Below are 23851 nucleotides of genomic sequence, written 5' to 3'. Positions count from 1 at the left end.
AACGCGACAGGAGACTTCCATGGCGATCTACGAGCTCGACGGGCAGGCGCCCGACCTTCCCGCCGACGGCAATTATTTCATCGCGGACACCGCCACGGTCATCGGCCGCGTGCGCCTGAAGCCTGGTGCCAGCGTCTGGTTCGGCGCGGTGCTGCGCGGCGACAATGAATGGATCGAGATCGGCGAGGGCGCCAATGTCCAGGACGGCTCGACCTGCCACACCGATCTCGGCTTTCCGCTGGTCATCGGAAACAACTGCACGGTCGGCCACAACGTCATCCTGCACGGCTGCACCGTCGGGGAGGGCGCGCTGATCGGCATGGGCTCGATCGTGATGAACGGCGCGAAGATCGGCCGCAACAGCATCGTCGGAGCCGGCTCCGTCATCACCGAGGGCAAGGAATTTCCCGAACGTTCCCTGATCATCGGCTCACCGGCGCGCGTGATCCGCACGCTCGACGACGCCCAGGTGCAGAAGATGGGAAGTGCGGCGAAGTTCTATGTCGCCAACGGTCCGCGCTTCAAGAAGGGCCTGAAGCAGATTGGCTAAATGCCTTCGGACTCGCTTGCCTCCATAGCGCTCGCGATCTTCTCATGGCCCGCCGACCACAACGCGTATTCGTCGCTGCCGTCTGAATAAGGATTTGCTTCAGCGGGAATGTTTTGGCGCGCGGCGCGTTCGCCTTCTGCAAAAGGGTCGCGATCGGTCATCGTGACTTTGCCTTTCCTATTGGTTGGAGGTCGCCGTGATGAGCTTGCGCGTGGCGCACGCCCCTGATTCAAGCTGATCTCACGGCATTTGTTCCGGAACCGGTCTTCGCCGCGGCGGTTGACCGCGAAAGGAGACTTCTCATGGCCGCATCGCCCGCAACCGTCTCACTCAAGACCATGATGGTGATCTTTGCCCTCGCGGCGATGCCGGCCGTCGCGTTCGCGCAGGCGAGCGGCGGTTCTGCCGGATCGACCGGAGGTCCGGCGGGACCGGGCGGAGGCGTCGCCAACTCGCCGGCTCCGCCGCCCGGCACCAACAGCCTGGGCACGGCTCAGTCATCCGGCGCGGGCTCCGGAGTCACGACTGGCACCGGCTCAGGCGGCGGTACCGATGCCGCGGTCAATGCCGAGAACAAGCTCCTCGACAAGAAGCTCAAGAGCATCTGCCGCGGGTGCTGAACGCTCGCGCGGAAGTGAGACAGCGTGGCTGTCCGGAATGCTCAAGTGACGTTAGCTTGATCCCGCTTTGAAGCGTGGAGTGTCCACGCGGAGGATCGAGTGATGTTACGCAGGATGATGATGGCGGCGCTGGCCGTTGCAGTGGTCGGGCTGTCGGCACCGCAGGTGGCCCACGCCAGGGGATTCGGGCATGGCGGCTGGGGTCACGGCGGCGGCTGGGGCCACGGCGGCCACTGGCACGGCGGCGGCTTCTGGCCCGGAGTTGCGATCGGGGCAGGTATCGCCGGCGCCGGCTACTACGGTGGCTATTACGGCTACGGCTACCCTTATTACGGCAGCCCCTACTATTATCGTACCGGCTACGGCGACTATAACGACGGGTATGGCGGCTGCTACGTCGCGCGTAAGCGTGTCATGACGCCCGCGGGCTGGCGGATCCGCCGCGTGGACGTCTGCGAATAGGGTCCCACAAAAAACAAGGCCGTTGACGCAGTATACCGTCAACGACCTTGCCAGCCCCGGACATTGAAATCGGCTCACGCCATCCGGTAACGCTGACCATCGCGCGGAATCATACGGGCGAATGTGATCCAGTTCACAAGTGGCGAAAATAAAGTTCCACCCGCGTGGCGGGTGCTCAGCCGCCCGAGCGCTTGCGCGCGCTGGCGTGGACGCGCTGCCGCGCCGGTTTCCTGCGGGTAACCGAGGGCGCTTCAACCTCGGTCGCCCGTGCGCTGGCAAACGATTGCCGCAAGCCGTCGATCGACTCGTTCAGTGATGCGACCTGTTCGGACAGGCGCTTGGTGTCAGCCTGCTGCGCCGCCATCAGTCGCTTCATGGTCTGGAGCTGGTCCTGCACGACCTGAAGCTGGTCGATCGATTCCTGCTGGGTCGCCTCCAGCCCCTTGGTCTTCTCGACCAGCTGCTCAGAGGCTTGGGCGGTGCGGGCCTGGAGCTGCCGCGTGACCACGACCCGGTCGGTCTCCGGCGCCGCGCCGGTATAGGCGCGCCAGATCGCGATCGAGGTGGCACCCGCAATCAGCAGCAGGAGCGCGGCGGCGGTCAGCGCGATGGGCTGGGCGCCGAGACGAAGGAGGGTATTGGACCGAGTGTCCGCTGCGAGATCGATCATCGCTGACTAAACCCAAATTGAAACTTGGTGCGTGGCGAAGACCGGCAGGCCGAAAGCCGCCGGGGCGTCCCGAAAGTGTTACTGATCAGCAACAATTGGGACCAAAAAGAGGCTGGCCCCATCAGAACGAACGGAATTCGGCAAAAAAAGGTTTCGAGTTACCGATTTATCTCGATGCAACGGTACGCAGCAGGTCCCCGTCCAAGCAGGCAAAGCCGAGCTGGTTCGACGGAGCGCGAGTCGGTGCTTCCGCCTCAGAACTTATAGGCGATGCCGACCGTTGCGGTGTGGGTGCGGGCCTTCACGTGCGCGGTGAAGCGGTCGTCGAACCCGATTCCTGGGGCGAAGAAAGTCTGGGTCCAAGTTCCGAAATCCGCATAGCGGTAATCGACGCGCGCGAGCCAATTGCCGCCAATCATGTGCTCGACACCGCCGCCGAGGGTCCAGCCGACTCTGGTCGATGCATAGGTTTCATTGTAAGCACTGCCGAAGCAGAAGCGGTTTCCGGGAACCAAAGTGCAATTGGCGTTCACTTCGAGGCGCTGCCACGCGACGCCGCCAGAGCCGTAGACCAGTGTGGCGGGCCCAACGAGATAACCGAGACGGCCACGCAGGCTGCCGTCCCACGTTTCCTTCACGGTGCCGGATGGAAGGCCGACTAAAGGGGTGCCGAAGAAGAGCCCGGCTGTGCCCGGTATAGCATTCACCGTCTTCTTGTTGTCGGCCCACCCGAAATCAGCCTCGACGCCGGCGACCCAGGATGTCGAGACTTGGGCGTTGTAGCCGAGATAGCCCCCGAACCTGGCCGCGACGCTGTCGATTGCGCCGCCGGTGCCCTCTGTCGGGACGATCGTGCCGGGAAAGTTCGGGGAAACGTCACTGGTCTGCCAGTCGTTGGCAGCCCAGCGGGCGCCGATCGAAACACCGGCGTAAAATCCCGACCATGACGTCGCCGCAGCCGGCGGCGCCTTCACAGGCATGTCGGCCGCCAGTGCCGAACCCGCGACAGCGGCGCAGGCCAGTGCTCCTGCAATCTTTGCAGTCAAGTATCTCGCCATGCTCCGCCCCCGCGTGCGCCCCGAATCAAAGTCTTTGCAGATTCGCAGGTCGCAGCGGGCCCGACAACAATTGTGGAACTCGATGCCGCGAAAAGCTTGCGCTGTTGTCGGCCGGGCACACTGAAGCTCTGCTGATGCAGTCCAGAGGTATGTGGTGCTGCACCTACGGACGAAAGCCCGACAACAATCCATCATAGGGTTTCGCCCGCGGCGCAGCGTACGGCCCGAGCCGCGAGGTCTTCAACCCCAGCCGCACCAATGATTCCGCCAGCGTCACCGCCGCGGTGACGCCGTCGACCACGGGCAGGCCGTGCATGGCGGCTAGCTCGGCGGCGAGGTCGGCCATGCCGGCGCAGCCGAGCACGATCGCCTCCGCGCGGTCGTCGCGGATGGCGGCCGTGATCTCCGCGGAGATTTTTGCGAGCGCGTCGGCGTTGCGTGCCTCGAGCGCAAGCACCGGGACGTCGGCGGCGCGGACGCGGGCGCAACGCTCGGCAAGACCGTATTTCCGCAGATTATGTTCGATCGGCACGATGGAAACCCCGAGCGTGGTCACCACGGCAAAGCGCGCCGCGACCAGGCTCGCCATGTGGAAGCCGGCCTCGCCGATGCCGACCACCGGCGCCTTGGCGACGGCGCGCGCGGCATCCAGGCCGGTGTCGTCGAAGCAGGCGATGATGTGGGCATTCGCACCGTCGCGGTCGGCCTCGCGGATGCAGCCGAGCATGCCGGGCACGGCGAAGGCTTCGTCGTAAAATCCTTCGATCGAAACCGGACCCATCGCCGGCTGGCGCGCGTCAATCACCGTGCCGGGCAGGGCGACGCTGCGCGCAGCAGCGGCGATCTTCGCCGTCATCGACGCGGTCGTGTTGGGATTGACGACGTGAAGTCGCATCGCGATCAGACAAGTCCCTGGCCGGCATCCGAGCCCTTGGCCGCCTGCCGCTTGTTGAGCACGTGGATGGTGCCGAGCGCAAGCGTGATCACGGTGAACGACACCGCCGAGATCACGGTGCCGAGCGCATAGATGTCGGGGTTCGTCACGGTGGTGGTGAGGCCCTGCAGATCAAGCGGCAACGTATTCACGGCCCCGATCGCCTGGCTGGAGCGGGCGAGCTCGTCCCAGGACAGCGTGAAGCCGAACAGGCCGATGCCGATCACCGAGGGCAGGATGATCGGCAGCACGACGTGACGGAACGTCTGCCATGGCGTCGCCCCGAGATCGCGCGCGGCTTCTTCGAGCCTGGGATCGAAGCGGTTGAAGATCGCGAACATGATGAGCAGGCCGAACGGCAGCGTCCAGGTCAGATGCGCACCCAGGCCTGACGTGAGCAGGCCCATCGAGGTCTCGAAATTCTCGTTCCAATGCGCCTTGATCAGGTCGTCGATGATGCGAAATTCTAGCGAGATGCCAAGCGAGGTGATGATCGAGGGCACGATGAGGCTCGCGATCGCGGAGTAGAACAGGATGCTCTGCGCCCTGAACTTCCTGCGGAAAGCCATGCCGGCGGCGACCGACAGCACGACGGTGACGATCATCACGATGATGCCGAGCAATAGCGAGCGGCGGAAGGCCGCGCCGAGATCGACGATGCCGGTCCCCTTGAACAGCTTTGCGATCCAGAAGGTCGACACGCCGTTCATCGGGAAGGTGAGGCCGCCCTGCGGCCCCTGGAACGACAGCACGTAGATCGCGATCATCGGCCCGTAGAGGAACAGCACATAGGCCGCGAAGAAGATCGCGAGCACGTAGAACGAGCGCGGGCGTCCTTCCGTCATGCTCTAGAGCTCCTTCTTGATGTCGACGATGCGCGACATCATGGTGATGATCAGGAAGGTGATGACGAGCAGGATGACGGCGTTGGCTGCGGCGGCAGGGAATTGCAGCGCGTTCACCCGCGTCTCGATGATCTTGCCGGCAGCGGCGATCTGCTGGCCGCCCATCACGCCGATGGTGATGAAGTCGCCCATCACGATGGTGATGACGAAGATCGATCCGATCACGATGCCGGGCTTGGCCAGGGGGATGATGACGTTGACGAGCGTCTGGAAGCCGGTGGCGCCGGCGTCATAGGCGGCCTCGATCAGCGATTTGTCGATGCGGATCATCGAATTGAAGATCGGCACCACCATGAAGAAGGTGAAGAGGTGCACCAGCGCCAGCACCACGGAGAATTCGGAGAACAGCAGCCATTCCACGGGATGGTTGATCAGGCCGGTCTTGACCAGGCCGGAGTTGACGAGGCCGTTGCGGCCGAGCAGGGGGATCCAGGCGATCATGCGGATCACGTTGGAGGTCCAGAACGGGATCGTGCAGAGCAGCGACAATCCCATCTGCCAGGTCTTCGACCTGACGTGGAAGGCGAGGAAATAGGCGACCCAGAAGCCGATGAACAGCGTGATCGCCCAGACCATGAAGCAGAGCTTCAGCGTCATCACATAGGTTCGCCCGATCGTGCAGAGCTCGGGGAGCTGCGCGATGCAGCCTTCGAACGTGTCGGTGTAGCCGCGGCCGGAGAAGGCCGGCAGCAACTGGTATTCGTTGTAGTCCCAGAACGAGACGATGACGACGAAGACGAGAGGGATCAGGAAGAAGGCGAGAAACACCAGCATCATCGGTCCGGCCTGGAGCCAGGAGATGAAGGACGGCGACCACCGCGCGGCCTTTGCAGCGCGCGCGGTGTCCGATCCCCGGATGAGATCCGGGGATGCCTGTTGCAGGATGTCCTCCGAGGTGTCCATCACATTACGCTGCGATGAACTCGTTCCACTTGCGGACCATGTAGTCGTTCTCGTCCATCACCGCGTTCCAGCAGGCGACGCCGCCCATGCGGTCCTCGTAGGAGCCGCCGTCGCGCACGGCGCCGGCCTTCTCCAGCAGCGAGCCGTCGGGCGCCTTGATGTCCTTCTCGGCCGGCTTGCCTTCCATCCAGTATGCCCACTCATAGGGCTCCATATGCGCCTTCGCGGTGGAGAGCACCGCGGAGTAGTAGCCCTGGCGGTTGAGATAGGCGCCGGCATAGCCTGATAGAAACCAGTTGACGAACTCGTAGGCCCATTCGAGCTTCGCGCCCGAGACGCCCTTGGAGACGCAGAAGCCCGAGGCCCAGGAGCGGTAGCCTTCTTTCAACGGCTGGAAAGTGCAGGGGATGCCCATCGAGCGCACCTTGGTCACCGCCGGCGACCACATCGATTGGATCACGGTCTCACCTGATGCCATCAGATTGACGCTCTCGTTGAAGTCCTTCCAGAACGCGCGGAACTGGCCGGCCTTCTTGGCTTCGGTCATCACCTTCATGGTGAGATCGATCTCTTCCTTGGTCATGTTGCCCTTGTCGGCATATTTGTACTTGCCGGAGGCTTCCACGACCATCGCGGCATCCATGATGCCGATCGAGGGGATGTTGAGGATCGAGGCCTTGCCCTTGAACTCGGGGTTGAGCAGTTCGGACCACGAGCTGATCGGGCGCTTGATCAGGTCGGGACGGATGCCGAGCGTGTCGGCGTTGTAGACGGTCGGAATCAGCGTGACGAATTCGGTCGCCGACGTCGCGAACTTCTTGGAGTCTTTGCCCTCGAGATAGAGCACCTTCCAGGGCGCGGTGCCCTGGCCGCCGATCTTCTTGCCGCCGGGCGTCTCGCCCTTGGTGAAGACCGGCGTGATGTTGTCGAATTCCTTGATCTTCCTGGCGTCGAGCGCAAGGATGTTGCCCGACGGCACGATCTTCTTCAGCGAGAAATATTCGGTGTCCAGCACGTCGAAGGAGTTCGGCTGGGTCATCACGCGCTTGGTGACGTCGTCGGTGGTCGCGGTGATGTATTCGATCTTGATTCCGGTGTCCTTCAGGCACTGCTTGGAGATGTCGTCGCCCTCGTTCACGGCAGTGCCGAGATAGCGTAGCACCTTCGCGTCGGCCGACTTCACATAGGGAAAACCGGTGATGGCGCCGGAGCCGGCGGCAAGGCCGGCGAGACCTGCGGTGCCCTTGAGCAGCGTACGGCGGCTGACGCCCTTCGTGCCAGTGGTCTTGCTCATGTCAGTCACTCCTCTGTTGCGCATTCCAGTGATCGATCGGCGCTATTGCAGACGTTGCGCCTTGGCGGGATCCCAGGTGGCCAGCACGCGATCGCCCGGACGGAACGGGTGGACGTCGAAAGCGGCTTCGGGAACGTGGGAGAACAGGGCGGTCCCGTCGTCGAGCGTCAGCGAGACGGCGATGTAGGAGCCCTGGTACTCGGTCTGGGTCAGCAGCGCCGGCGCGCCGAACGCGCCGTCAGTGAACGGCGCGATGCCGAGCTGATCGGCGCGCACGGCGATCAACTTGCCGGCGTCGCTGAGCACGTTGTGGCCGCCGATGAAGCGCGCCACGAATTCGGTGCGGGGACGGTGAAAGATGTCGCGGGCCGTGCCCTGCTGCTCGATCTTGCCGTGGTTCATCACCACGATGTGGTCGGCGAGCGCCATCGCCTCTTCCTGGCCGTGGGTGACCTGGATGAAGCTGATGCCGAGCTCGCGCTGCAGGCGCTTCAACTCGCCGCGCATCTTGACGCGCAGGAACGGATCGAGCGCGGAGAGCGGCTCGTCGAGCAGCAGGATCTGCGGCTCGGTGATCAGCGCGCGGGCGAGCGCGACGCGCTGCTGCTGGCCGCCAGAGAGCTGTGCCGGGAGGCGGCCCGCATACTGGCTCATCGCCACCAGCTCCAGCAATTCGCCGGCGCGCTTGTGGCGCGTCGGCTTGTCGATGCCGCGCATCTTGAGGGCAAAGGCGACGTTGTCGATCACGCTCAGATGCGGAAACAGCGCGTAGGACTGGAACATCATCGCGGTACCGCGCTCGGCCGGCGGAAGGTCGGTGACGTTCTGCGCGCCCAGGATGATGTCGCCCTCGCTGACCGCTTCGTGGCCCGCGATCATCCGCAGCGTCGAGGTTTTGCCGCAGCCGGACGGGCCGAGCAGGCAGCAATAGGTGCCGGCCGGGATCTTCAGATTGACGGTGTCGACCGCCAGCGTGGTGTCGTAGCGCTTGGTGACGGCGACCAGTTCGAGAGCGGCGGGAGTGGCCATGGCGTGTCCGAGGAAGGCGGTGCTGCCGCTCTCTCCGCAAGGTCCGTGCCAACCGCCTTCGGTCTGCCGATTTCTCAAAACTGTGCAGCGGAGTCAGATCGTTAGATCGAATCCGGCGCATCCCGGCCGTCAAACCTGCGCGCAGACGCCTGCACACAAAGCGGGCGACGATTGTATAAAGTTTCGCCTGTGATTGGATACAGCTGGTCGACTAACATCCGAGGCGAACGTCGTCGATCGAGCCCCTGCAGCCATGGCCGCCAAGCCCCGCCCCAAATCCGACGCGCCAGACGCCAGCGATCGCGTCAGCCGCATCCGGGAGGGCGTGACCGCCGCGATCCTCGAGCACCGCCTGCTGCCGGGTACCAAGCTCGGCGAGGACGAGATCGGCGAGATCTATGGCGCGAGCCGCACGCTGGTCCGCACTGCGCTGCAGCAGCTCGCGCATGAGGGCATCGTCAACATCGAGAAGAACCGCGGCGCCTTCGTCGCGCGTCCCACGCCCGCCGATGCCCGCGAAGTGTTCGAGGCGCGACGCCTGATCGAGCCGACCATCGTCGATCACGCCATCGAAGCGATGTCGCCGGCCTGGCTCGATCGTCTCCAGCAACACCTCGGTGAGGAGCGCGAGGCGGAGCTGCGCGGCGACGCGCGCGCCTCGGTTCGGTTGTCCGGTGAGTTTCACAAGCTCGTCGCCGAGATGAGCGGCCACAGCATCTATCTCGGCTTCCTCAAGGAGCTGATCGCGCGCTCCTCGCTCATCATCCTGCTGTACCGCCGTCACGACACGCCGGCCTGCGGCACTGACCACCACGCCGGCATCGTCGCCGCGATCCGCAAGCGCGACAAGCAGGCCGCGCGCCGTGAGATGCTGTCGCATCTGCAGGAGATCGAGGCCGAGCTGTTCCTGAAGGATCCCGCCGCCGACGAGCTGCGGCTCGCGGACGTGCTGGGCGCCTGAGCGCGCAGCACTAAATACCGATCGTCCAGGCTGGATTGCTTCTATTCCGGCTCGTCGGGAACCGGTTTCTTGCAATGCAAGGCAGTTGCGATCGCAGGGACGGCAGGCGGCGGCGCAGCGCTTGTCACAATCGCCGGTCTTTCATCGGACGCGTGGCTTCTAAGCGTCTCCAGAACCAGAAAGAATTTCTCGGCCAGCATGAGTCAAGCTCGCGAACGCGTTCATCTCGGTTTCGAGAACGACGAGATTCGCCATCAATTCGATCGCCCGCGAATCCCTGCAGTAATGTAGTTCGCAACATTGCCGCGGATTATGACAGTCGATGATCACGCGGCGCGACATAACGTGACTATTCCTTGCGGGCCTGACCGGCTATATGCTGCCGCTCTGTCATTGAACTGTCATGTTACCGCAAATGCTGAAATCAGACGCAACACCGGCTCGCAAAACTCCGAGCGCGCCGGACGGGAATGCTGTCCCGAAGGACAACAAGAGGACGAAAGTCGCCGCCGGCTTCCTCAGGCAGATTGAACCGGCCGAACCTGCGATCGTCGAGGGCGCCGTGAGTGATCAGACGCCATCGCAAGATGCCCCGCCCGCGCCGGAGCCGCCGCAGTCGAGCGTTGCCGCGCATCCCCATGAAATCGAGCTCAAGCTGCTGGTCGACGCCGATCGCATCGCGCATTTCAATGCCGCACCCGTCGTCGCGGCCAATGCGCGCAACAAGGGCTCGCGAAAACATCTCAGATCCGTCTACTATGATACGCCCGAGCGGATGCTTCGGCGCAACGGCCTGAGCCTGCGCGTTCGCCAGAGCGGCGCGCGCTTCGTGCAGACCGTGAAGACCGAGGCGGCGGACGATCCGCTGCGCCGCGGCGAGTGGGAGGCGAGCGTGGCCTCGCTGGCGCCCGATCTCGCCCTGGCGATGCCTTTCATTCCGGAGAAGCTTCGCAGCCATCTCGAAGCGCGGCCGCTCGAAGCCGTCTTCACAGCCGACGTTCACCGCCACGCGCGGATGATCGATCTGCCGTCCGGCACGGTCGAGATCGCCTTCGACCGTGGCGTGCTGACGGCAAGTGATCGATCGCTGCCGGTGAGCGAGATCGAGCTGGAGCTCAAGAGCGGCAGCGCCAGCGCGATCTACGAGGTCGCGTTGCGGCTGGCCGAGCACGGCGCGGTGAAGCCGTCCATCCGCAGCAAATCGGCGCGCGGCTTCGACCTTGCCGCCGGCACGCCACCGGCGGCGCGACGCCCGCGAAAACTTCGCCTCGACCCGTCAGTGACGCTCGACGAGGCGTTCGCGACGATCCTGCGCTCCTGCTTCCTGCATCTGCTTCAGTCGCTGCCGGCGGCCGAGGACGGGCGCAATCCGGAAGGCGTGCATCAGCTGCGCGTCGCGCTGCGCCGGATCCGATCGGCGCTCGACCTGATGCGCTCGGTTGGCGCGCTCAGCAATCTCGACGCACTGCGATCCGAGGCGCGCTGGTTGGCGCAAGACCTGTCCGCCGCACGCGACTGGGATGTGTTCCAGCTGGAGACCTTGCCGACGATCGCGAAGGCATGCCCTTCCATCGCCGGGTTCGATGCGCTCGGCCGGGCTGCGGCCGAGCGCCAGTCCGACGCCTATCGCAAGGCGCATCACGCGCTCGACGACCGCCGCTGCGCCATGTTCCTGATCGGTCTGGGCAACTGGATCGAGACACGGGGCTGGCGCAACGACGTCGCCGCCGAAGATCTCGGCCGGCTCGCCGAGCCCGCCGTCAATTTCGCGCAGCGCATTCTCTCGGAGCAGTACGCCAAGGTGCTCAAGCGCGGCCGCCGCTTCAAGTCGCTCACGATGGAAGAGCTGCACCGGGTGCGGCTCGCGACCAAGCGGCTGCGCTATCTCAGCGAGTTCCTGCTGCCGCTGTTTGCCGATCGCAAGTCCGCGAGGAAATTCGCCCGCAGGCTCGCCGGTTTGCAGGAGGAGCTCGGCGCCTTCAACGACATGGCGGTCACGGCTTCGCTGCTGGACGGGCTCGGAGCCGCGCCCGACGGCGCCATCGCCGCCGCCGCGATCGCCGGCTGGCAGGCGCGTGCATCGATCGGCGTCAGGCCGGCCTTGCAAGGTACCTGGCGCGATTTCACCGCCGCGCGCGTGCCCTGGTCGTCACAGGGCTGATCGAAGACCCCTCAAAAAAGTTGCGCCCAGCCATTGGGGGATGGCTGGGCGCGCGCGAACCGGTCTGGGACGGGGAGGGGTGGGGATGTGACCGGGTCGCGTAACTCCTTGTCTCGTTCTTAATCTCTCGCGCTGGCGGTGGAGACCGCCGGCTTGGTATCGCCCAGCGAGACCCAGACGTTGGGATCGCTCTGCGACTGGCGCTTGACGAAGCGGTAACCGGTCTCCGTCCAGGCAACGACGTTCTCGTTCTGATTGTCGAGAACGAACTCGCCCTTGTCGGTCTTCACCGTCAGCACCGCGTGTCCTTCGCCCTTCTTGTCGCGCACGACGGTGATCAGGAGGGCTTGGCGCGGCCATCCGGCATCGATCAGCATCTTGCGCTTCAACAACACGTAGTCTTCGCAGTCGCCGTAACCGTCTGATGGCAGCGACCATTTTTCGATCACGCCCCAGTGCTCCTGGTCGGTCAAAGGCTTGACGGTCTCGTTGACCCAGCGATTGACCTTGACGAGGTCGCGCCATGCGGCCTGCGACATCACGATGTCGCGCGGCTGCGTCGGCGCGCCCTGGCACTGAGCGGTATTGTCCGCACAGAACTCGACCCAGCCGATCGGCGCACGCGTGGTGTCGCCGAGGCTCGCGTAGAGCAGACGGCTTTCGCCGGCCTGCGCTGCCGCGCTGATCCCGAAGAGCATGGCAGCCAGCGCCAGCCCTTTCCCCTGTCCCTTGAAATCAAACATTGCGGCCCCCGTTTCTTGTTGGGACCACATTTCGCATGGAGCTTTTGCGTTGCCGCTAAGTCAGCCAAGTCAAGTCGAGACGAATACAAGTAAAAGGCGCGGCGAATTCGATCTATACTTGAATCAAATTCTCATAAAATTTGAAACAACTGCAATTGATTCAAGTTTTATCGATTAACGCGGAAACGTCGGCGGAACCGCACTTTCCACGCGCAAACGGGCCGCGCGTTAACCGGCGCGGGACCCGTCATCACGCACGAAAAAGGCGGCGTCCGCATTGCGGAGGCCGCCTTCAGGGCTGGGAATACAGGGGATTTGGCGTGGCAGCGCTTTACCGCGCGGTAACGCTCTCTTCGAGAGTCTCGATCGGCTGCGCGTGGACGAACTCCAGCGCGAAGCCGTCTTCGAGGTTTCGGACCACGCGGCCCTGGACCCGGCCGAGCAGAACCGTCGATTTCAGCGGCGGCCGGTTCTCCGCGGCGATGGCCGCGCCGGACAAGGAAAGGTCGATGATGCGGCAGGTCATCTTGGTGCCGTCCTCGAGCGTCAGCACCGCGATCGGGTTGCGCGGCACGATACGGTCGTGGCGGCGGTCCTCCGGCAGATTGAGGATGTCGCGGTTGGCTAGCCAGGTCAGCTGTGCCGCGAGCTTGTCGCGCTTCCTGGGCGTCGCACCGACCGTCATGGCAAAGCCATTGTCGATGATGCGGGTGATCTTGCCCTCGACGCGGCCGATATGGTCGAGATAGGCGACGACGCGGTCGCCGACATTGCCGATGCCGGGCGCGAGCAGCGCGAGGCCGCCCGGCGACATGTTGATCACCTGGCAGGGAAATTCACGGCGGTCCGGCAGCATGTAGCGGCCGAGCAGGTGCACTTTCACCCGCTGGAAACGCCGACGCTCTTCGGCGGCCGGAAGAAATTTTTTGTTCGCCAACGCCATTTTCACAACCCGACCCCCCGCCTGGCGGAGTCCGGGACGACCCTAAGGTGCATAGGGTTAATGCCGCGTTAGGATTGGGCGCGGCGGTAACGCACAGACACGATGCGTTCGAAAAGCCACATCAGCGGCGGGCAGGCCAACACTGTCAACGCGCCGAGGTCGAGCGCGACCGCCGCGGTCCCGGCCGATTTGGCAAGCCGCCCCGCCACGGCCGGCCCCAGCATCATCGCGGCATAGAACAGGGTGTAGAACACGCCCATCCCGATCGCTCGTGTCTCCGGCCCGAGCACACGGGCGGCCAGGCTCATGATCGGGCCGGCGGGCAGGCCGCCGATCAGGCCGACCAGGACGAGGATCGCGACCACGGCATCGGACCGGGTCAGCCAGGCGAGCAGGCCGGCCACCACGAGGCTCGCCGCGATTGCCACGACAAAGGGGTGCTTGGTGCGATCGGCGAGAAATCCGCCTGACGGCACCGAGATCACCGACAGCCACATCACGAGGCTGATCGCCGAGCCCGCCGCCGCAATGCTCCAGCCGCGCTCGACGAGCAGCGAGGGGCCGAACGAGAAGATCATGGCGAAGCCGACATTATAGAGGCCCCAGATCGCGCCCGCGACGATCACCGCCAGCAGCGCGAGGGGATCGAGCCGGCCGGAGCCGGCCGCGCTGGCTGTCGCCGCCTGCGGCGGCTGATAGAACATGATCAGCACGATGCCGATTGCGCTCAGCGCGCCCGTGGTCAGGAACACGGCGCCTGCGCCGTACGCGGTGCCGATCGCCGGCAGCACCAGCAGCGAGATCGCAACGCCGGCCGGCCAGGAATTGACGAAGATCGCCATCGCGGTTGCGATCTCCTTTCCGGCGAACCAATCGGCGCCCATTTTGGTGAGTTGCACCGTCAGGAGCACGCCGCCGGCGCCGGAGACGAGCCGGCCTGCCATCTGCAAGCCCCAGATATCGGTGGCGGCCATGACGAGGCTGCCTGCCGTCATCAGCAGCAGTGCCGCAATGGTCGTGGATTTATCACCGAGCCTTCGCCCGATCGCGCCGCCCGGCAGCGCCAGCACGACGCCGGGCGTGAAATAGAGTCCGATCAGGATGCCGATGTCGGCGAGCCCGACGCCGAAGGTCTGTTGCAGCAGCGGCGCCACCGCGGCCACGCTCTGGAACTGGAACGCAATGGTAAGGCGAACAACGAACAGGATCGCAAGAATGCCCCAGCGATTGCGCAACGCGTGATCTCCCCAGGCCCCGTGTCAAAGGTGCGGTGGGCAGGGGCGAGAGTCAACCGGCTGCCTTTCTCGTCGCCTGACCATAGAGCAGGACCAGCAGCGCCAGCAGCACCGCGGCCGACAGCCCCAGCGACCAGTGAATGCCGATCGCCGCGCCTGCTACCCCGACGGTGATGCCGCTGAACGCCCGCATGCCGAGCCCCGCCATATTATAAAGGCCGACGACGCGGCCGCGAATGTCGTGCGGCGCATTCAGTTGCACCAGCGCCTGCGCCATGGTGTTGAACGAAAGCTCGAAGAAGCCGGCACAGAACAGCAGCACGATCGCCATCGGATAGATCCGCACCGTGGCAAAGCCGAGCAGCGCCACGCTCCAGAGCATCGCAAGCAGAATCGCGGTGCGCGGCGTGCCCTTGAGCCGTCCCCAGGATTCCAGCGCGATGGCGGCGAGCACCGCGCCGGCCGCATCGGCCGCGAGCAGCACGCTGTAGGAGACGCCGGGATCGCCATGGCCGAGATCGCCGGCGAAGCCCGGCATCTGGGCATGGTAGGCATTGCCGATCATGAAGGAGGTGAGGCCGGCAAGCCATGTCATCGCCGTCAGGGTCGGCTGGGTGCCGATGGCGCGGATGGTCAGCACGATGTCGGCAAGGCCGCGCACCGCGAAGCGCCGCACCGCCACGCTATTGTCGCGCACCGGCGCCCAGAACAGCCAGAGCAGCATCGGCAGATAGAACAGCGTGTTGAAGATGATTCCGTGCGAGGTGCCGAGCGTCAGCATGATGATTCCGCCCACCGCAGGTCCGACCAGGATGCCGAGATAGCGCGCCATCGCATTCAGCCGCACCGCGCTCGGCAGGTCGGCGGGGCCGACGAGATCGTAGAGCAGCAACTGGTTCGGGGTTTGCCAGAGCACACCGGCGCAGCCGTGGATCACCAGCAGCAGCATCGCGTGCCACATCTGGATCGTGTCGGTGAGGAAGAAGAAGCCCCATCCGCTCGATGCCACGATGAACAGCAGCATGCCGCACTGGATGATGCGGCGCGGGTCGAACCGGTCGGCAAGCCCGCCGACCGCGACCGAGAACAGCAGGAACGGCAGCCAGTGCGACAGCACCGCAAAGCCCGCCAGCGCCGGCGAATGGAATTTCTGGAACACCACCCAATAGCTGATCACATGCTCGATGTTGTCGGCCATCATCGCCAGCACGTAAGAGCCGAACTGGAGCCGGTACGGCCTCGACTTCATCGCCGCGAACGAGCCGGTCGCCGCGGCGGGATTTTGGGGAAGGGGATTCAAGGGGGCACCTGATGGAACCTTGGCGCCTTACACGTTCGCTGGTCGGTGCTCAAGACATTTGGGTGTGTGTCCCGTAGCCCGGATGAGCGCAGCGATATCCGGGGCCGCTGTCTCCCGCATATCGCTTCGCTCATGCGGGCTACGAATTCCTGCATCTTGGCACGAACGCACATCTCACATACGCTTCACCTCACGCCCGCACCATCAATCAGAACAGACGGGCATCGAGGAAACATCCATGGAATCCATTCGCGTCTGCACCCATGCAGGGCCGGGCTCGGAGCCCGTCATCCGCACCGTGCCGTGGCCGAAGGTCGGCAAGAAGGCCGCGCTGATCAAGGTCGGCGCTTGTGGCGTCTGCGGCACCGATTTGCATATCCTGAAGGGACACTGGCCGAAGCCGCTGCCCTGGCCGTTCACGCTCGGCCACGAGATCGGCGGTGTCATCGTCGAGTGCGGCGAGGAGTTGACCGAGGACTTCATGAGCAAGCCGCTCGAGGTCGGCTCGAAAGTGATGATCCCGCCGCTGATGCCCTGCGGCCGCTGCTATTACTGCATCCATTATCCGCAAACCGCCAACAAATGCCTGACGCCGGTCTATTACGGCCGCTATCTCGGCTTCGACAAGGCGCCGCACATGTGGGGCGGCTGGGCCGAATTTGTCTATGTCGATCTCGAGATGCTGCCGGGCACCAAGATCTACAAATTGCCCGACGACATGTCGCTGCGGTTAGGGGCACTGTCCGAGCCGCTGACCTCCTGCATCCGCGCCTTCAACCGCGCCACGCGGGCGGGCGGTTTCACCTGGGGCGATACGGTGGTGATCCAGGGCTCGGGCCCGATCGGCATTCTGGCGGTCGCGGCTGCCAGGGAGATGGGGGCAGGGCGCGTGATTTGCGTCGGTGCCCCCGAGGAGCCGCGGCTCAAGCTTGCGCGCGAGTTCGGCGCGGAGGCGACCGTGAACATCGAGGAGATCAAATCGCCCGAGGGACGCATCGCGCGCGTCCGCGAGATCGTCGGCGGCTTCGGCGCGGATCTCGTGATGGATTGTTCGGGGCACCCCACCGCCGGCCCCGAAGGCATCGAGATGCTGCGTGACGGCGGCACCTATGTCGAGATGGGCCAGTTCACCGACGCCGGCTCGATCGAGACGTCCTGGCATCGCATCTGCACCAAGGATCTCAACGTGCTGGGCTCCTGGGGCTTCACCGGCAACGACCTCCCGCTCGGCGTCGACATGCTCTATCGCACCCGCGACAAATATCCCTGGCTGAAGATGCAGACGATCTATCCGTTCACGGAAGAGGGCGTCGCGCAGGCCGTGAAGGACGCCATGGCGATGAAGACGGTGAAGTCGACCATCGTGCCGTGGCCGGAACTGGTGGAGTGACATCTTGGAGCCCGGATGGAGCGCAGCGTAATCCGGAGAGACCGATTCCGCATTCCGCTTTGCTCCATGCGGGCTACAAGCCAGTCTGGAATGAAGGACACGATGACAAGCGAACAGACTATGCCGAGGTTTGAAAAAGCCGATCCGCAAAAAGTTCCCCTCGGCTGCCGCGAACTATCCACGCGGAGGTGAAACTTAGGTCCAGGTTCCGGCTTTCACTCCCTGGGAGAGATGCCGTGAAGCGAATCCTGAAACCAGTCACCTATATCCTGGCTGCGATCTACTTCCTGGTGGATGCGGTCTTTATGGCCGTGGCGGCGCCGGTCGCGCGCTGGATCGGGCGGCATGTTGAATTCAAGCGTTTGAGCGCCTGGATCAAATCACTTTCTCCATATGCCTCGCTCGCATTGTTCTTGGTGCCCGTCATCATTCTGGAGCCGGTTAAGCCGGCTGCCGCGTACCTCACGGCAACAGGTCAGGTCATGAGCGGCGCGGTGACGTTCATCGTCGGGGAGTTGCTCAAGCTGGTGCTGGTCGAGCGCCTCTTTCATCTCACGCGCGACAAGCTGATGCGCATTCCCGCCTTCGCCTGGGGTTACGGAAAATACGCCGCGGCGAAGGCGTGGCTGCAGGAGACGGACGCCTGGCGCGCCGCCCGGGCCGTGAGCCGCGCGGTGAGGGACAGTGTTGCGCGGGCAAGAGCAAGGCTGGTCAACGGTTTCAGCCGACTGGCGACCTCCCGGGACTGAAGAGGTCGCGCGAATTCTTCTTACATCGCGCGCGATCCTCGCTAAGACAGTCCAGTGCGGCATGATCTGGATCAGGGAACACAGGGACCATGACGAGTGACGCGAACGTTCGGGCCGGCCAGTGCCATTGTGGCGCGGTGCGATTTGAGGTGACACTCAGCGACGGCTTCGAGTCGATCCGCCGCTGCACCTGCTCCTATTGCCGAATGCGAGGCGCCGTCGTTGCCATGGCGGCGATGGGCGGGATCAGGTTTCTGCGGGGCGAGGACGTGCTGACGACGTACCGCTTCCACACCGGATCGGCGCAGCACTTCTTCTGCTCCCGTTGTGGAATCTACACCCACCACCAGCGCCGGTCCGACCAATCCTCCTATGCCATCAATGTCGCCTGCCTAGATGGGGTAAGCCCGTTCGATTTCGCTGAAGTGCCCGTCATGGACGGCGTCAATCACACCAATGACACCGGCAAGCCGACGCGTCAGGCAGGTACGCTTCGCTTCATCCCGGCCGACTAAAGCTGTGCGCCCGCGATACATCTCCTATGCCAGCTTGCGCGCCGCCGCGGTGGCCTTGTCGCCCGTGTTCGGCGTGCCGGTCGGCTCGATGAGCAGGAGATGGACCTCTTCGCGCGCCACGGGACGATGCTCGACACCTTTGGGCACGACGTAGAGTTCGCCTGGACCAAGCCTCACCGTGCGGTCCCGCAATTCGATGTCCAGATTGCCTTTCAGGACCAGAAAGAAATCGTCGGTGTCGTCGTGCTTGTGCCAGGTGAACTCGCCTTTCACCTTCACTACCATCACGTCGCAATCGTTGAAGGTCGTGACCGTGCGCGGCGACCAGAGGTCCTCAAAGGTTGCGAGCTTGTCGGCAAGCGATATCTTGTCGGCCATGTTTCCCCCGTTGTCTCTTGTGAGAAACGATTTGGTATCGGACGGCCGGTGCGGCAAGACCATGTCCATTAACCGTTCAAGGTAGCCGTAAAAGTCCTCTGCAACCTCCAGGGCGCGGTTCTCTTGGCCAAGCCATGCATCATAGGCATGGTGATTTCCGGGCACTTGGCGTAAAGAGCGCCCAGATCAAATCAGCGTGCGGCCGGGCCGATTGCCGCGCACGCAGCTCAGGCCCCTCGGTTCACCGCTTGCGCGCCTGAATTAACCAAGGTTCTCCATCCCGTGTCTTTTCCGGCCCTCACCCCGCCGCTCGCCCGCGCTTTGGCCGAGCGGAATTACGATTCACCGACCCCCGTTCAGCTCGCCGTGCTCGCGGACGAAGCTGCCGGCCGCGACCTCCTGGTTTCGGCCCAGACTGGCTCCGGCAAGACCCTCGCTTATGGCCTCGCCATGGCCAGGGACCTGCTCGGCGATGCCGAGCGGTTCGGGCGGGCGGCCGCGCCGCTCGCCCTGATCGTGGCGCCGACCCGCGAGCTCGCGATGCAGGTTCAGCGCGAGCTCTCCTGGATCTACCAGCATGCGGAGGCGCGGGTCGTCTCCTGCGTCGGCGGCATGGATCCGCGACGCGAGCAGCGCGAGCTTGCGGCTGGCGCCCACATCGTCGTCGGTACGCCCGGCCGGTTGTGCGATCATCTGCGGCGTAACCGCCTCGACATCTCGGAATTGAAGGTCGTCGTGCTCGACGAGGCCGACGAGATGCTCAATCTCGGTTTTCGCGAGGACATGGAATTCATCCTCAAGACCACCCCGGAGACGCGCCGCACCCTGCTGTTCTCGGCGACGTTCCCGCGCGGCATCGTTGCGCTCGCCAAGCAATATCAGCAGCAGGCGTTCCGGATCGAAGTCGCCGGCGACGAAGGCGGTCATGCCGACATCGAGTACCGCGCCATCCGGGTCGCCCCCGGCGATGTCGAACACGCCGTCGTCAACGTGCTGCGCTTCTACGAGGCGCCGAGCGCGCTGGTGTTTTGCAGTACGCGCGATCACGTCAGGCATTTGCAGGCGGCGCTGCTGGAGCGCGGCTTCTCCGTGGTCGCCCTGTCGGGGGAATTGACGCAGAACGAGCGCACCATGGCGCTGCAGTCGCTGCGCGACGGACGCGCCCGCGTCTGCGTCGCGACCGACGTTGCCGCCCGCGGCATCGACCTGCCGAGCCTCGACCTCGTCATTCACGCCGACCTGCCCAACGACGCCGAGGTCATGCAGCATCGCTCGGGCCGCACCGGGCGCGCGGGTCGCAAGGGGACAAGCGTCCTGATCGTCGTGCCCGCCCGTCGCCGGCGCGCGGAGCTGCTGCTCAATCTCGCAGGGGTCGACGCCGACTGGGGCACGGCGCCGCAGGCGGACGAAATCCGCAAGCTCGACCATGAGCGCATGAAGGACGTGCTGTTCACCGAAGAGACCACGGCGGACGATCTGGTGCTGGCCCAGGCGTTGCTGGCCGAGCGGTCGGCCGAGGACATCGCCGCCGCGCTGGCGCGGCTCTATCGCGCGCGGCTACCATCGCCCGAAGACATCCTCGATCCCGGCGAGCGAGCTGGCCGGCCGCGTGACGATCGCGGTCGCGACAATGTTCGCACGCCGCGCGACGATGGCCACAGCTCACGCGGCGACGATCGCCCAGCGGGGCCGCGATCGAAACCAGGCAAATCCTCAGCCCGTCACGGCATGGGAGAGGCCACCGTCTGGTTCCGCGCCAACATCGGACGACGCAAGAATGCGGAAGCGCGCTGGCTGCTGCCGATGATTTGCCGTCGTGGCGGCATCGACAAGGGCGATATCGGCGCCATCAAGATCATGGACACCACGACCGAGTTCGAGATATCCGAGCGGGTCGCGGAGTCCTTCGCCGTCAAGATCAAGCGTCCGGACAAGGAAGACAATATCCGCCTCGAGCCGATGGCGGGCGCGCCGCAGCAACAGGCGCCTGCGGAGGAGCGGTCCCACGCGCCCCGGCGCGAGAGCCGCGACAGCGATCATCGTGAACGTCGCGACGATCGTCCGCGCGACAAGAGTGAGTTCAAGCCGCGCAGCAAGCCTCACAGCGAGCGCGGGCCGAAATTCGACGAGGCTCCGTCGTCTTTCGGCAAGAAGAAGCACAAGAACAAGCCGGGTCACGCGGAGCCGTCGGTCATGCCGTGGTCCGCGAAGGGTGCTTCCGGAAAGAAGCCGAAGAAGAAGAATCGCGGCTGAATCGGCGCCGTTCAGCGCAGGCGACAATGATGCCGCCGGATTGCACCGGCGACATCATCTGAAAAGTCAGGCGGGCTCAGCGGCCGCCACCGCCGCCACCTCCTCCGCCGCCACCTCCGCCGCCATCACGCATGGACGAGCTATAGCGCGGGTCGGTCTGCTTCATGTAGGTGGGCGAGGTGTCATGATGGATGACGGTGGGGGGGATTCTGACACGTGCGGGCGGCGTCTCGGCCACGATGCCGCAGCCTTCGAAGAAGGCGGTGTCGCAGCCATAGGTGCGGTATTGCGCTGCGTTCGCGCTGGTCGCGGTGAACGCGGCCGTCGCAACGCACGCGACGAAAGCAAGTTTCGGCAATGTGAGCTTCATGGATCGTCTCCAGCCTCGGTTCGGCGAGACCGGAAGGGCTCGCACACACCTTCGACGGGAGCTGATCCGACCCGGTTCGAGGCTGCGGTTCACGCCCGCGTGAGGCGGGAGGGGACGTTACGTCGCAGCGAGGTCGCGCAGCATGTAGGTCGCGCCCTCGCCGTAGGATGCGAGCTTTGCGCGCAGGTCCGCATCCGCCGTGACGGGCCGAAAGCCGAGACGCTGCCACAACGGCTGGGTAGCGTAGACCGAAACCAATGCGAGTGTCGCGAGGCCTGACGCGCGCGCGAGCTGCTCGATGTCAGCGATATAAGCGCGCAGAACTCCGCCGCGAGATTCGGCCAACACGGCAACGTCATGGATGTAGAGACAATCCGCATCCTCGGGCAGTCGTTCGAGCAAGCCGTCGAGCGGCGGGATCCGGTGCTGCTTCCAGGGATGCGAAAGCCCATAGCCGGCGATCTCGTCGCCGACGACGAGCAGGCGACATCCGTCCGGATAGAGCCGCATCTTCTCGGCGAGCACCTCAGGGCTTTCGGGAAGATCTGGATGAATCCGCGCCGCGATCGCGCTGATCGCGGGCAGGTCGGATGCGTGCGCGGGACGCCAATGCGGCTTGCTCATGTCGATCCCAGTTTATTCCACCTCGTCGTCGCGCGCAGCGAAAAATATCTTTGCCGCGCTGTCAGGAATACCGGACCGCGTGCGGCGTCCTACCTCCTGCAAGCCAATTGCATGACAGGAGATATCATGACGTCCTCGATCCGCCTCGCGCTCGCGCTCGCACTCTCGCTCGCGATCGTTCCCGCCGCCTTCGCCGCACCGCCGACCAAGACGGGCAAGACCGACAAGGGCAGCGTGCTCACCGACGCCAAGGGCATGACGCTCTACACCTTCGACAAGGACATGGACGGCAAATCCGCCTGCAACGGTCCCTGCGCGACGAACTGGCCGGTGCTGAAGGCCGAGGCGAGCGACGCCGCGGGCGACGGCTACACCGTCATCACCCGCGACGACGGCTCGAAGCAGTGGGCCTACAAGGGCAAGCCGCTCTACACCTTCGCCAAGGACCAGAAGCCCGGCGACATCACCGGCGACGGTTTTCTGAACGGTGCATGGCATCTGGCGACGCCGTAACGGCGCTCCGCGCAGATACGGTGCGTCGGCTGTTGCAGGCGGCGCACCGGCGTGCCGTTATCGCGGGTATTCGAGCTGCATCGCGACGAAGTCGGCCGTGCGCGCCCCGTAACGCGCATCGATGGCGTGCAGCGTCTGATCCAGCGCTCGCGCCGGCGGCAGGTCGGCGGCAGGCGGCGGCGTCAGCTTGGCCGGCCAATCGGCCGCGACCTTGTCGGGAAGGATGCGAAGACCGCCGCGGCTCGTCTGCGCCTCCGCCGTTGTCGCGAAGGTGAGGGCACGCGATCGATAGGTGCGCGACCACGCATCGGCGATCAGCGCAAGCGACACCTCGTCGATGCCTGGCGTTAGCGCGATTCCGAGTTGCTCGCGGTTCCAGAATGCGAGTGTGTTGGTGATCGCCGTCAGCGCGAAGGGGCGTGTGAACTGGAACGCCTCGCTGCGGTGGCGCGCATCCCATTGCGCCAGACCGATGTCGCGTGCGACCGCCTCCGCCTTGGCGCGGCCAGCGATGGCCTCGACCAGGGTCAGCGCCATCGGCATGGATGCGGTGATGCCGGTCGTTGTCGCAACGCCGCGGTCGACCACCAGCCTGCGGTCCGCGACATAGCGGATCGCGGAATGCTTTTGCAGATCGCGCACGGAATACCAGTGCGTGGTGGCCTGCCGGCCGTCGAGCAGCCCGGTGTTGGCAACGACCTTGGCGCCGACGCAGACGCCGATGATGATCGCGCCCTTGCCGGCCTGGCTTTTGATCCATTGCGACGCCACGGCATCGTCTTCGCGGCTCATCGCGGGCACGATCACGTAATCGGCGCCGCCGGGATGTAAAGCATCGAACTCGGCGGTCGTCGCGTGCGGCTGCACTTTCAGCGCGGGATAAAGTGCGACGGGGCCGGGCTGCGTCCCCAATGTGAGGACGTCGGCGACATCGGCGCGCGCGAGGATGCCATATGGCATCAGATAGTCGGTCGTCTCGCTCAGGTCGTTGATGCCGACGACGGCGATCAGGGGGCGCTCTCGCTTCGGCGGCTTCAGCGCCGCAAGCGTCGCCTCGGTCTCGTCTTTGGATATCGCAGGCGCGGTCTCCCGAGCCGGCGACCCAGGCAGCAGGAACAGCCAGGTTCCGCCGATTGCCGCCAGCAGGGCCACGCAGCCGACGCCACTCAACGCCAGAATGCGCCATAGCATGATGATGTCACCCGATCCTCGTTGCTTCACGCGAGGCGGAAGCTAACCGTTGGCAACGACATCAGGAATGACGCAGATCCGGCAAAAGCGGCCATCGGCA

26 protein-coding genes are annotated in these 23851 nt (G+C 64.7%); 10 read left to right on the top strand and 16 right to left on the bottom strand.

The annotated features are described in order from the left end of the window. Positions 1–19 precede the first annotated feature (19 nt). Positions 20–550: a gamma carbonic anhydrase family protein gene (locus CIT39_RS22140; RefSeq protein ID WP_094972139.1), complete on the top strand. Its 531-nt coding sequence runs from the start codon at positions 20–22 to the stop codon at positions 548–550. On the opposite strand, the gene CIT39_RS22135 is transcribed toward CIT39_RS22140, so the two are convergent. Beyond that, complete coding sequence (locus CIT39_RS22135) at positions 547–711, bottom strand: hypothetical protein (protein WP_162848667.1); 165 nt, start codon at positions 709–711, stop codon at positions 547–549. The genes CIT39_RS22140 and CIT39_RS22135 overlap by 4 nt on opposite strands. Positions 712–852: 141 nt before the next feature. On the opposite strand from CIT39_RS22135, the gene CIT39_RS22130 reads away from it, so the two are divergent. Both CIT39_RS22130 and CIT39_RS22125 read left to right on the top strand, forming a co-directional pair. Continuing rightward, a complete protein-coding gene (locus CIT39_RS22130; RefSeq protein ID WP_094972138.1) occupies positions 853–1170 on the top strand; it encodes a hypothetical protein in 318 nt (105 codons plus the stop codon). A gap of 102 nt (positions 1171–1272) precedes the next feature. Then, a complete protein-coding gene (locus CIT39_RS22125) occupies positions 1273–1632 on the top strand; it encodes a hypothetical protein (protein ID WP_094972137.1) in 360 nt (119 codons plus the stop codon). A 175-nt stretch (positions 1633–1807) separates the two neighbouring features. On the opposite strand, the gene CIT39_RS22120 is transcribed toward CIT39_RS22125, so the two are convergent. The 7 genes from CIT39_RS22120 to CIT39_RS22090 all read right to left on the bottom strand — a co-directional run bounded on the left by CIT39_RS22120 (position 1808) and on the right by CIT39_RS22090 (position 8425). Further along, the gene (locus CIT39_RS22120) at positions 1808–2302 is read right to left on the bottom strand and encodes a hypothetical protein (RefSeq protein ID WP_094972136.1); all 495 of its coding nucleotides are present in this window, start codon (positions 2300–2302) and stop codon (positions 1808–1810) included. A 254-nt stretch (positions 2303–2556) separates the two neighbouring features. Continuing rightward, a complete protein-coding gene (locus CIT39_RS22115) occupies positions 2557–3282 on the bottom strand; it encodes an outer membrane protein (RefSeq protein WP_244607431.1) in 726 nt (241 codons plus the stop codon). A 241-nt stretch (positions 3283–3523) separates the two neighbouring features. Then, positions 3524–4255, bottom strand: a complete 732-nt coding sequence (locus CIT39_RS22110; protein WP_094972134.1) for an aspartate/glutamate racemase family protein — start codon at positions 4253–4255, stop codon at positions 3524–3526. A gap of 5 nt (positions 4256–4260) precedes the next feature. Further along, positions 4261–5139: an ABC transporter permease gene (locus CIT39_RS22105; protein ID WP_094972133.1), complete on the bottom strand. Its 879-nt coding sequence runs from the start codon at positions 5137–5139 to the stop codon at positions 4261–4263. Between the two features lie 3 nt (positions 5140–5142). Then, positions 5143–6102, bottom strand: coding sequence for an ABC transporter permease (locus CIT39_RS22100; RefSeq protein ID WP_094972132.1), 960 nt, complete (start codon positions 6100–6102; stop codon positions 5143–5145). A 4-nt stretch (positions 6103–6106) separates the two neighbouring features. After that, positions 6107–7396: an ABC transporter substrate-binding protein gene (locus CIT39_RS22095; protein WP_162308615.1), complete on the bottom strand. Its 1290-nt coding sequence runs from the start codon at positions 7394–7396 to the stop codon at positions 6107–6109. Between the two features lie 42 nt (positions 7397–7438). After that, positions 7439–8425, bottom strand: a complete 987-nt coding sequence (locus tag CIT39_RS22090) for an ABC transporter ATP-binding protein (RefSeq protein ID WP_094972130.1) — start codon at positions 8423–8425, stop codon at positions 7439–7441. A 253-nt stretch (positions 8426–8678) separates the two neighbouring features. Between CIT39_RS22090 and CIT39_RS22085 the strand changes: the two genes are divergently transcribed. After that, on the top strand, positions 8679–9386 hold the full coding sequence (locus CIT39_RS22085) for a GntR family transcriptional regulator (protein ID WP_094972129.1): 708 nt from the start codon (positions 8679–8681) through the stop codon (positions 9384–9386). Positions 9387–9801: 415 nt separating this feature from the next. Continuing rightward, complete coding sequence (locus tag CIT39_RS22080) at positions 9802–11547, top strand: CYTH and CHAD domain-containing protein (protein ID WP_094972128.1); 1746 nt, start codon at positions 9802–9804, stop codon at positions 11545–11547. Positions 11548–11666: 119 nt separating this feature from the next. Here CIT39_RS22080 and CIT39_RS22075 read toward each other — a convergent pair whose 3' ends face one another. The 4 genes from CIT39_RS22075 to CIT39_RS22060 form a co-directional block, all read right to left on the bottom strand. Further along, complete coding sequence (locus CIT39_RS22075; RefSeq protein WP_162308614.1) at positions 11667–12290, bottom strand: transglutaminase-like cysteine peptidase; 624 nt, start codon at positions 12288–12290, stop codon at positions 11667–11669. Positions 12291–12621: 331 nt separating this feature from the next. After that, a complete protein-coding gene (locus CIT39_RS22070; protein WP_094895511.1) occupies positions 12622–13233 on the bottom strand; it encodes a PilZ domain-containing protein in 612 nt (203 codons plus the stop codon). 68 nt (positions 13234–13301) lie between these two features. Next, entirely contained in the window at positions 13302–14468 is a 1167-nt protein-coding gene (locus CIT39_RS22065; RefSeq protein ID WP_094972126.1) for an MFS transporter, read from the bottom strand. Between the two features lie 52 nt (positions 14469–14520). Further along, the gene (locus CIT39_RS22060; RefSeq protein WP_094972510.1) at positions 14521–15717 is read right to left on the bottom strand and encodes an MFS transporter; all 1197 of its coding nucleotides are present in this window, start codon (positions 15715–15717) and stop codon (positions 14521–14523) included. Between the two features lie 289 nt (positions 15718–16006). Here CIT39_RS22060 and CIT39_RS22055 point away from each other — a divergent pair, with 289 nt between their 5' ends. From CIT39_RS22055 to CIT39_RS22045, 3 genes are all read left to right on the top strand, one after another. Further along, positions 16007–17158, top strand: a complete 1152-nt coding sequence (locus CIT39_RS22055; RefSeq protein WP_094972125.1) for a zinc-binding dehydrogenase — start codon at positions 16007–16009, stop codon at positions 17156–17158. Positions 17159–17394: 236 nt separating this feature from the next. Beyond that, positions 17395–17907 (top strand): hypothetical protein, encoded by a 513-nt coding sequence (locus CIT39_RS22050; protein WP_094972124.1) that lies wholly within the window; start codon positions 17395–17397, stop codon positions 17905–17907. Positions 17908–17996: 89 nt separating this feature from the next. Next, the gene (locus tag CIT39_RS22045; RefSeq protein ID WP_094972123.1) at positions 17997–18422 is read left to right on the top strand and encodes a GFA family protein; all 426 of its coding nucleotides are present in this window, start codon (positions 17997–17999) and stop codon (positions 18420–18422) included. Positions 18423–18446: 24 nt separating this feature from the next. Here CIT39_RS22045 and CIT39_RS22040 read toward each other — a convergent pair whose 3' ends face one another. Beyond that, positions 18447–18800 carry a cupin domain-containing protein gene (locus tag CIT39_RS22040; protein WP_094972122.1) on the bottom strand — a complete coding sequence of 118 codons (354 nt, stop codon included), beginning with the start codon at positions 18798–18800 and terminating at the stop codon, positions 18447–18449. 282 nt (positions 18801–19082) lie between these two features. On the opposite strand from CIT39_RS22040, the gene CIT39_RS22035 reads away from it, so the two are divergent. Continuing rightward, on the top strand, positions 19083–21053 hold the full coding sequence (locus CIT39_RS22035; RefSeq protein WP_094972121.1) for a DEAD/DEAH box helicase: 1971 nt from the start codon (positions 19083–19085) through the stop codon (positions 21051–21053). Between the two features lie 76 nt (positions 21054–21129). Here the strand turns inward: CIT39_RS22035 and CIT39_RS22030 are convergent, their stop codons facing one another. Together CIT39_RS22030 and CIT39_RS22025 are read right to left on the bottom strand one after the other, a co-directional pair. Continuing rightward, positions 21130–21423 carry a hypothetical protein gene (locus tag CIT39_RS22030; RefSeq protein WP_094972120.1) on the bottom strand — a complete coding sequence of 98 codons (294 nt, stop codon included), beginning with the start codon at positions 21421–21423 and terminating at the stop codon, positions 21130–21132. 117 nt (positions 21424–21540) lie between these two features. After that, a complete protein-coding gene (locus tag CIT39_RS22025; RefSeq protein WP_094972119.1) occupies positions 21541–22047 on the bottom strand; it encodes a GNAT family N-acetyltransferase in 507 nt (168 codons plus the stop codon). A 126-nt stretch (positions 22048–22173) separates the two neighbouring features. On the opposite strand from CIT39_RS22025, the gene CIT39_RS22020 reads away from it, so the two are divergent. Beyond that, positions 22174–22560 (top strand): COG4315 family predicted lipoprotein, encoded by a 387-nt coding sequence (locus CIT39_RS22020; protein ID WP_181955109.1) that lies wholly within the window; start codon positions 22174–22176, stop codon positions 22558–22560. A 57-nt stretch (positions 22561–22617) separates the two neighbouring features. Here the strand turns inward: CIT39_RS22020 and CIT39_RS22015 are convergent, their stop codons facing one another. After that, on the bottom strand, positions 22618–23751 hold the full coding sequence (locus CIT39_RS22015) for a DJ-1/PfpI family protein (RefSeq protein ID WP_162848666.1): 1134 nt from the start codon (positions 23749–23751) through the stop codon (positions 22618–22620). Between the last annotated feature and the right edge of the window lie 100 nt (positions 23752–23851).

The sequence above is a fragment of the Bradyrhizobium symbiodeficiens genome, from assembly GCF_002266465.3.
In the GTDB taxonomy this organism is placed as follows: domain Bacteria; phylum Pseudomonadota; class Alphaproteobacteria; order Rhizobiales; family Xanthobacteraceae; genus Bradyrhizobium; species Bradyrhizobium symbiodeficiens.
The sequence above is the reverse complement of the archived record's forward strand: the minus strand, read 5'-3'. Positions and strand labels throughout refer to the sequence as shown.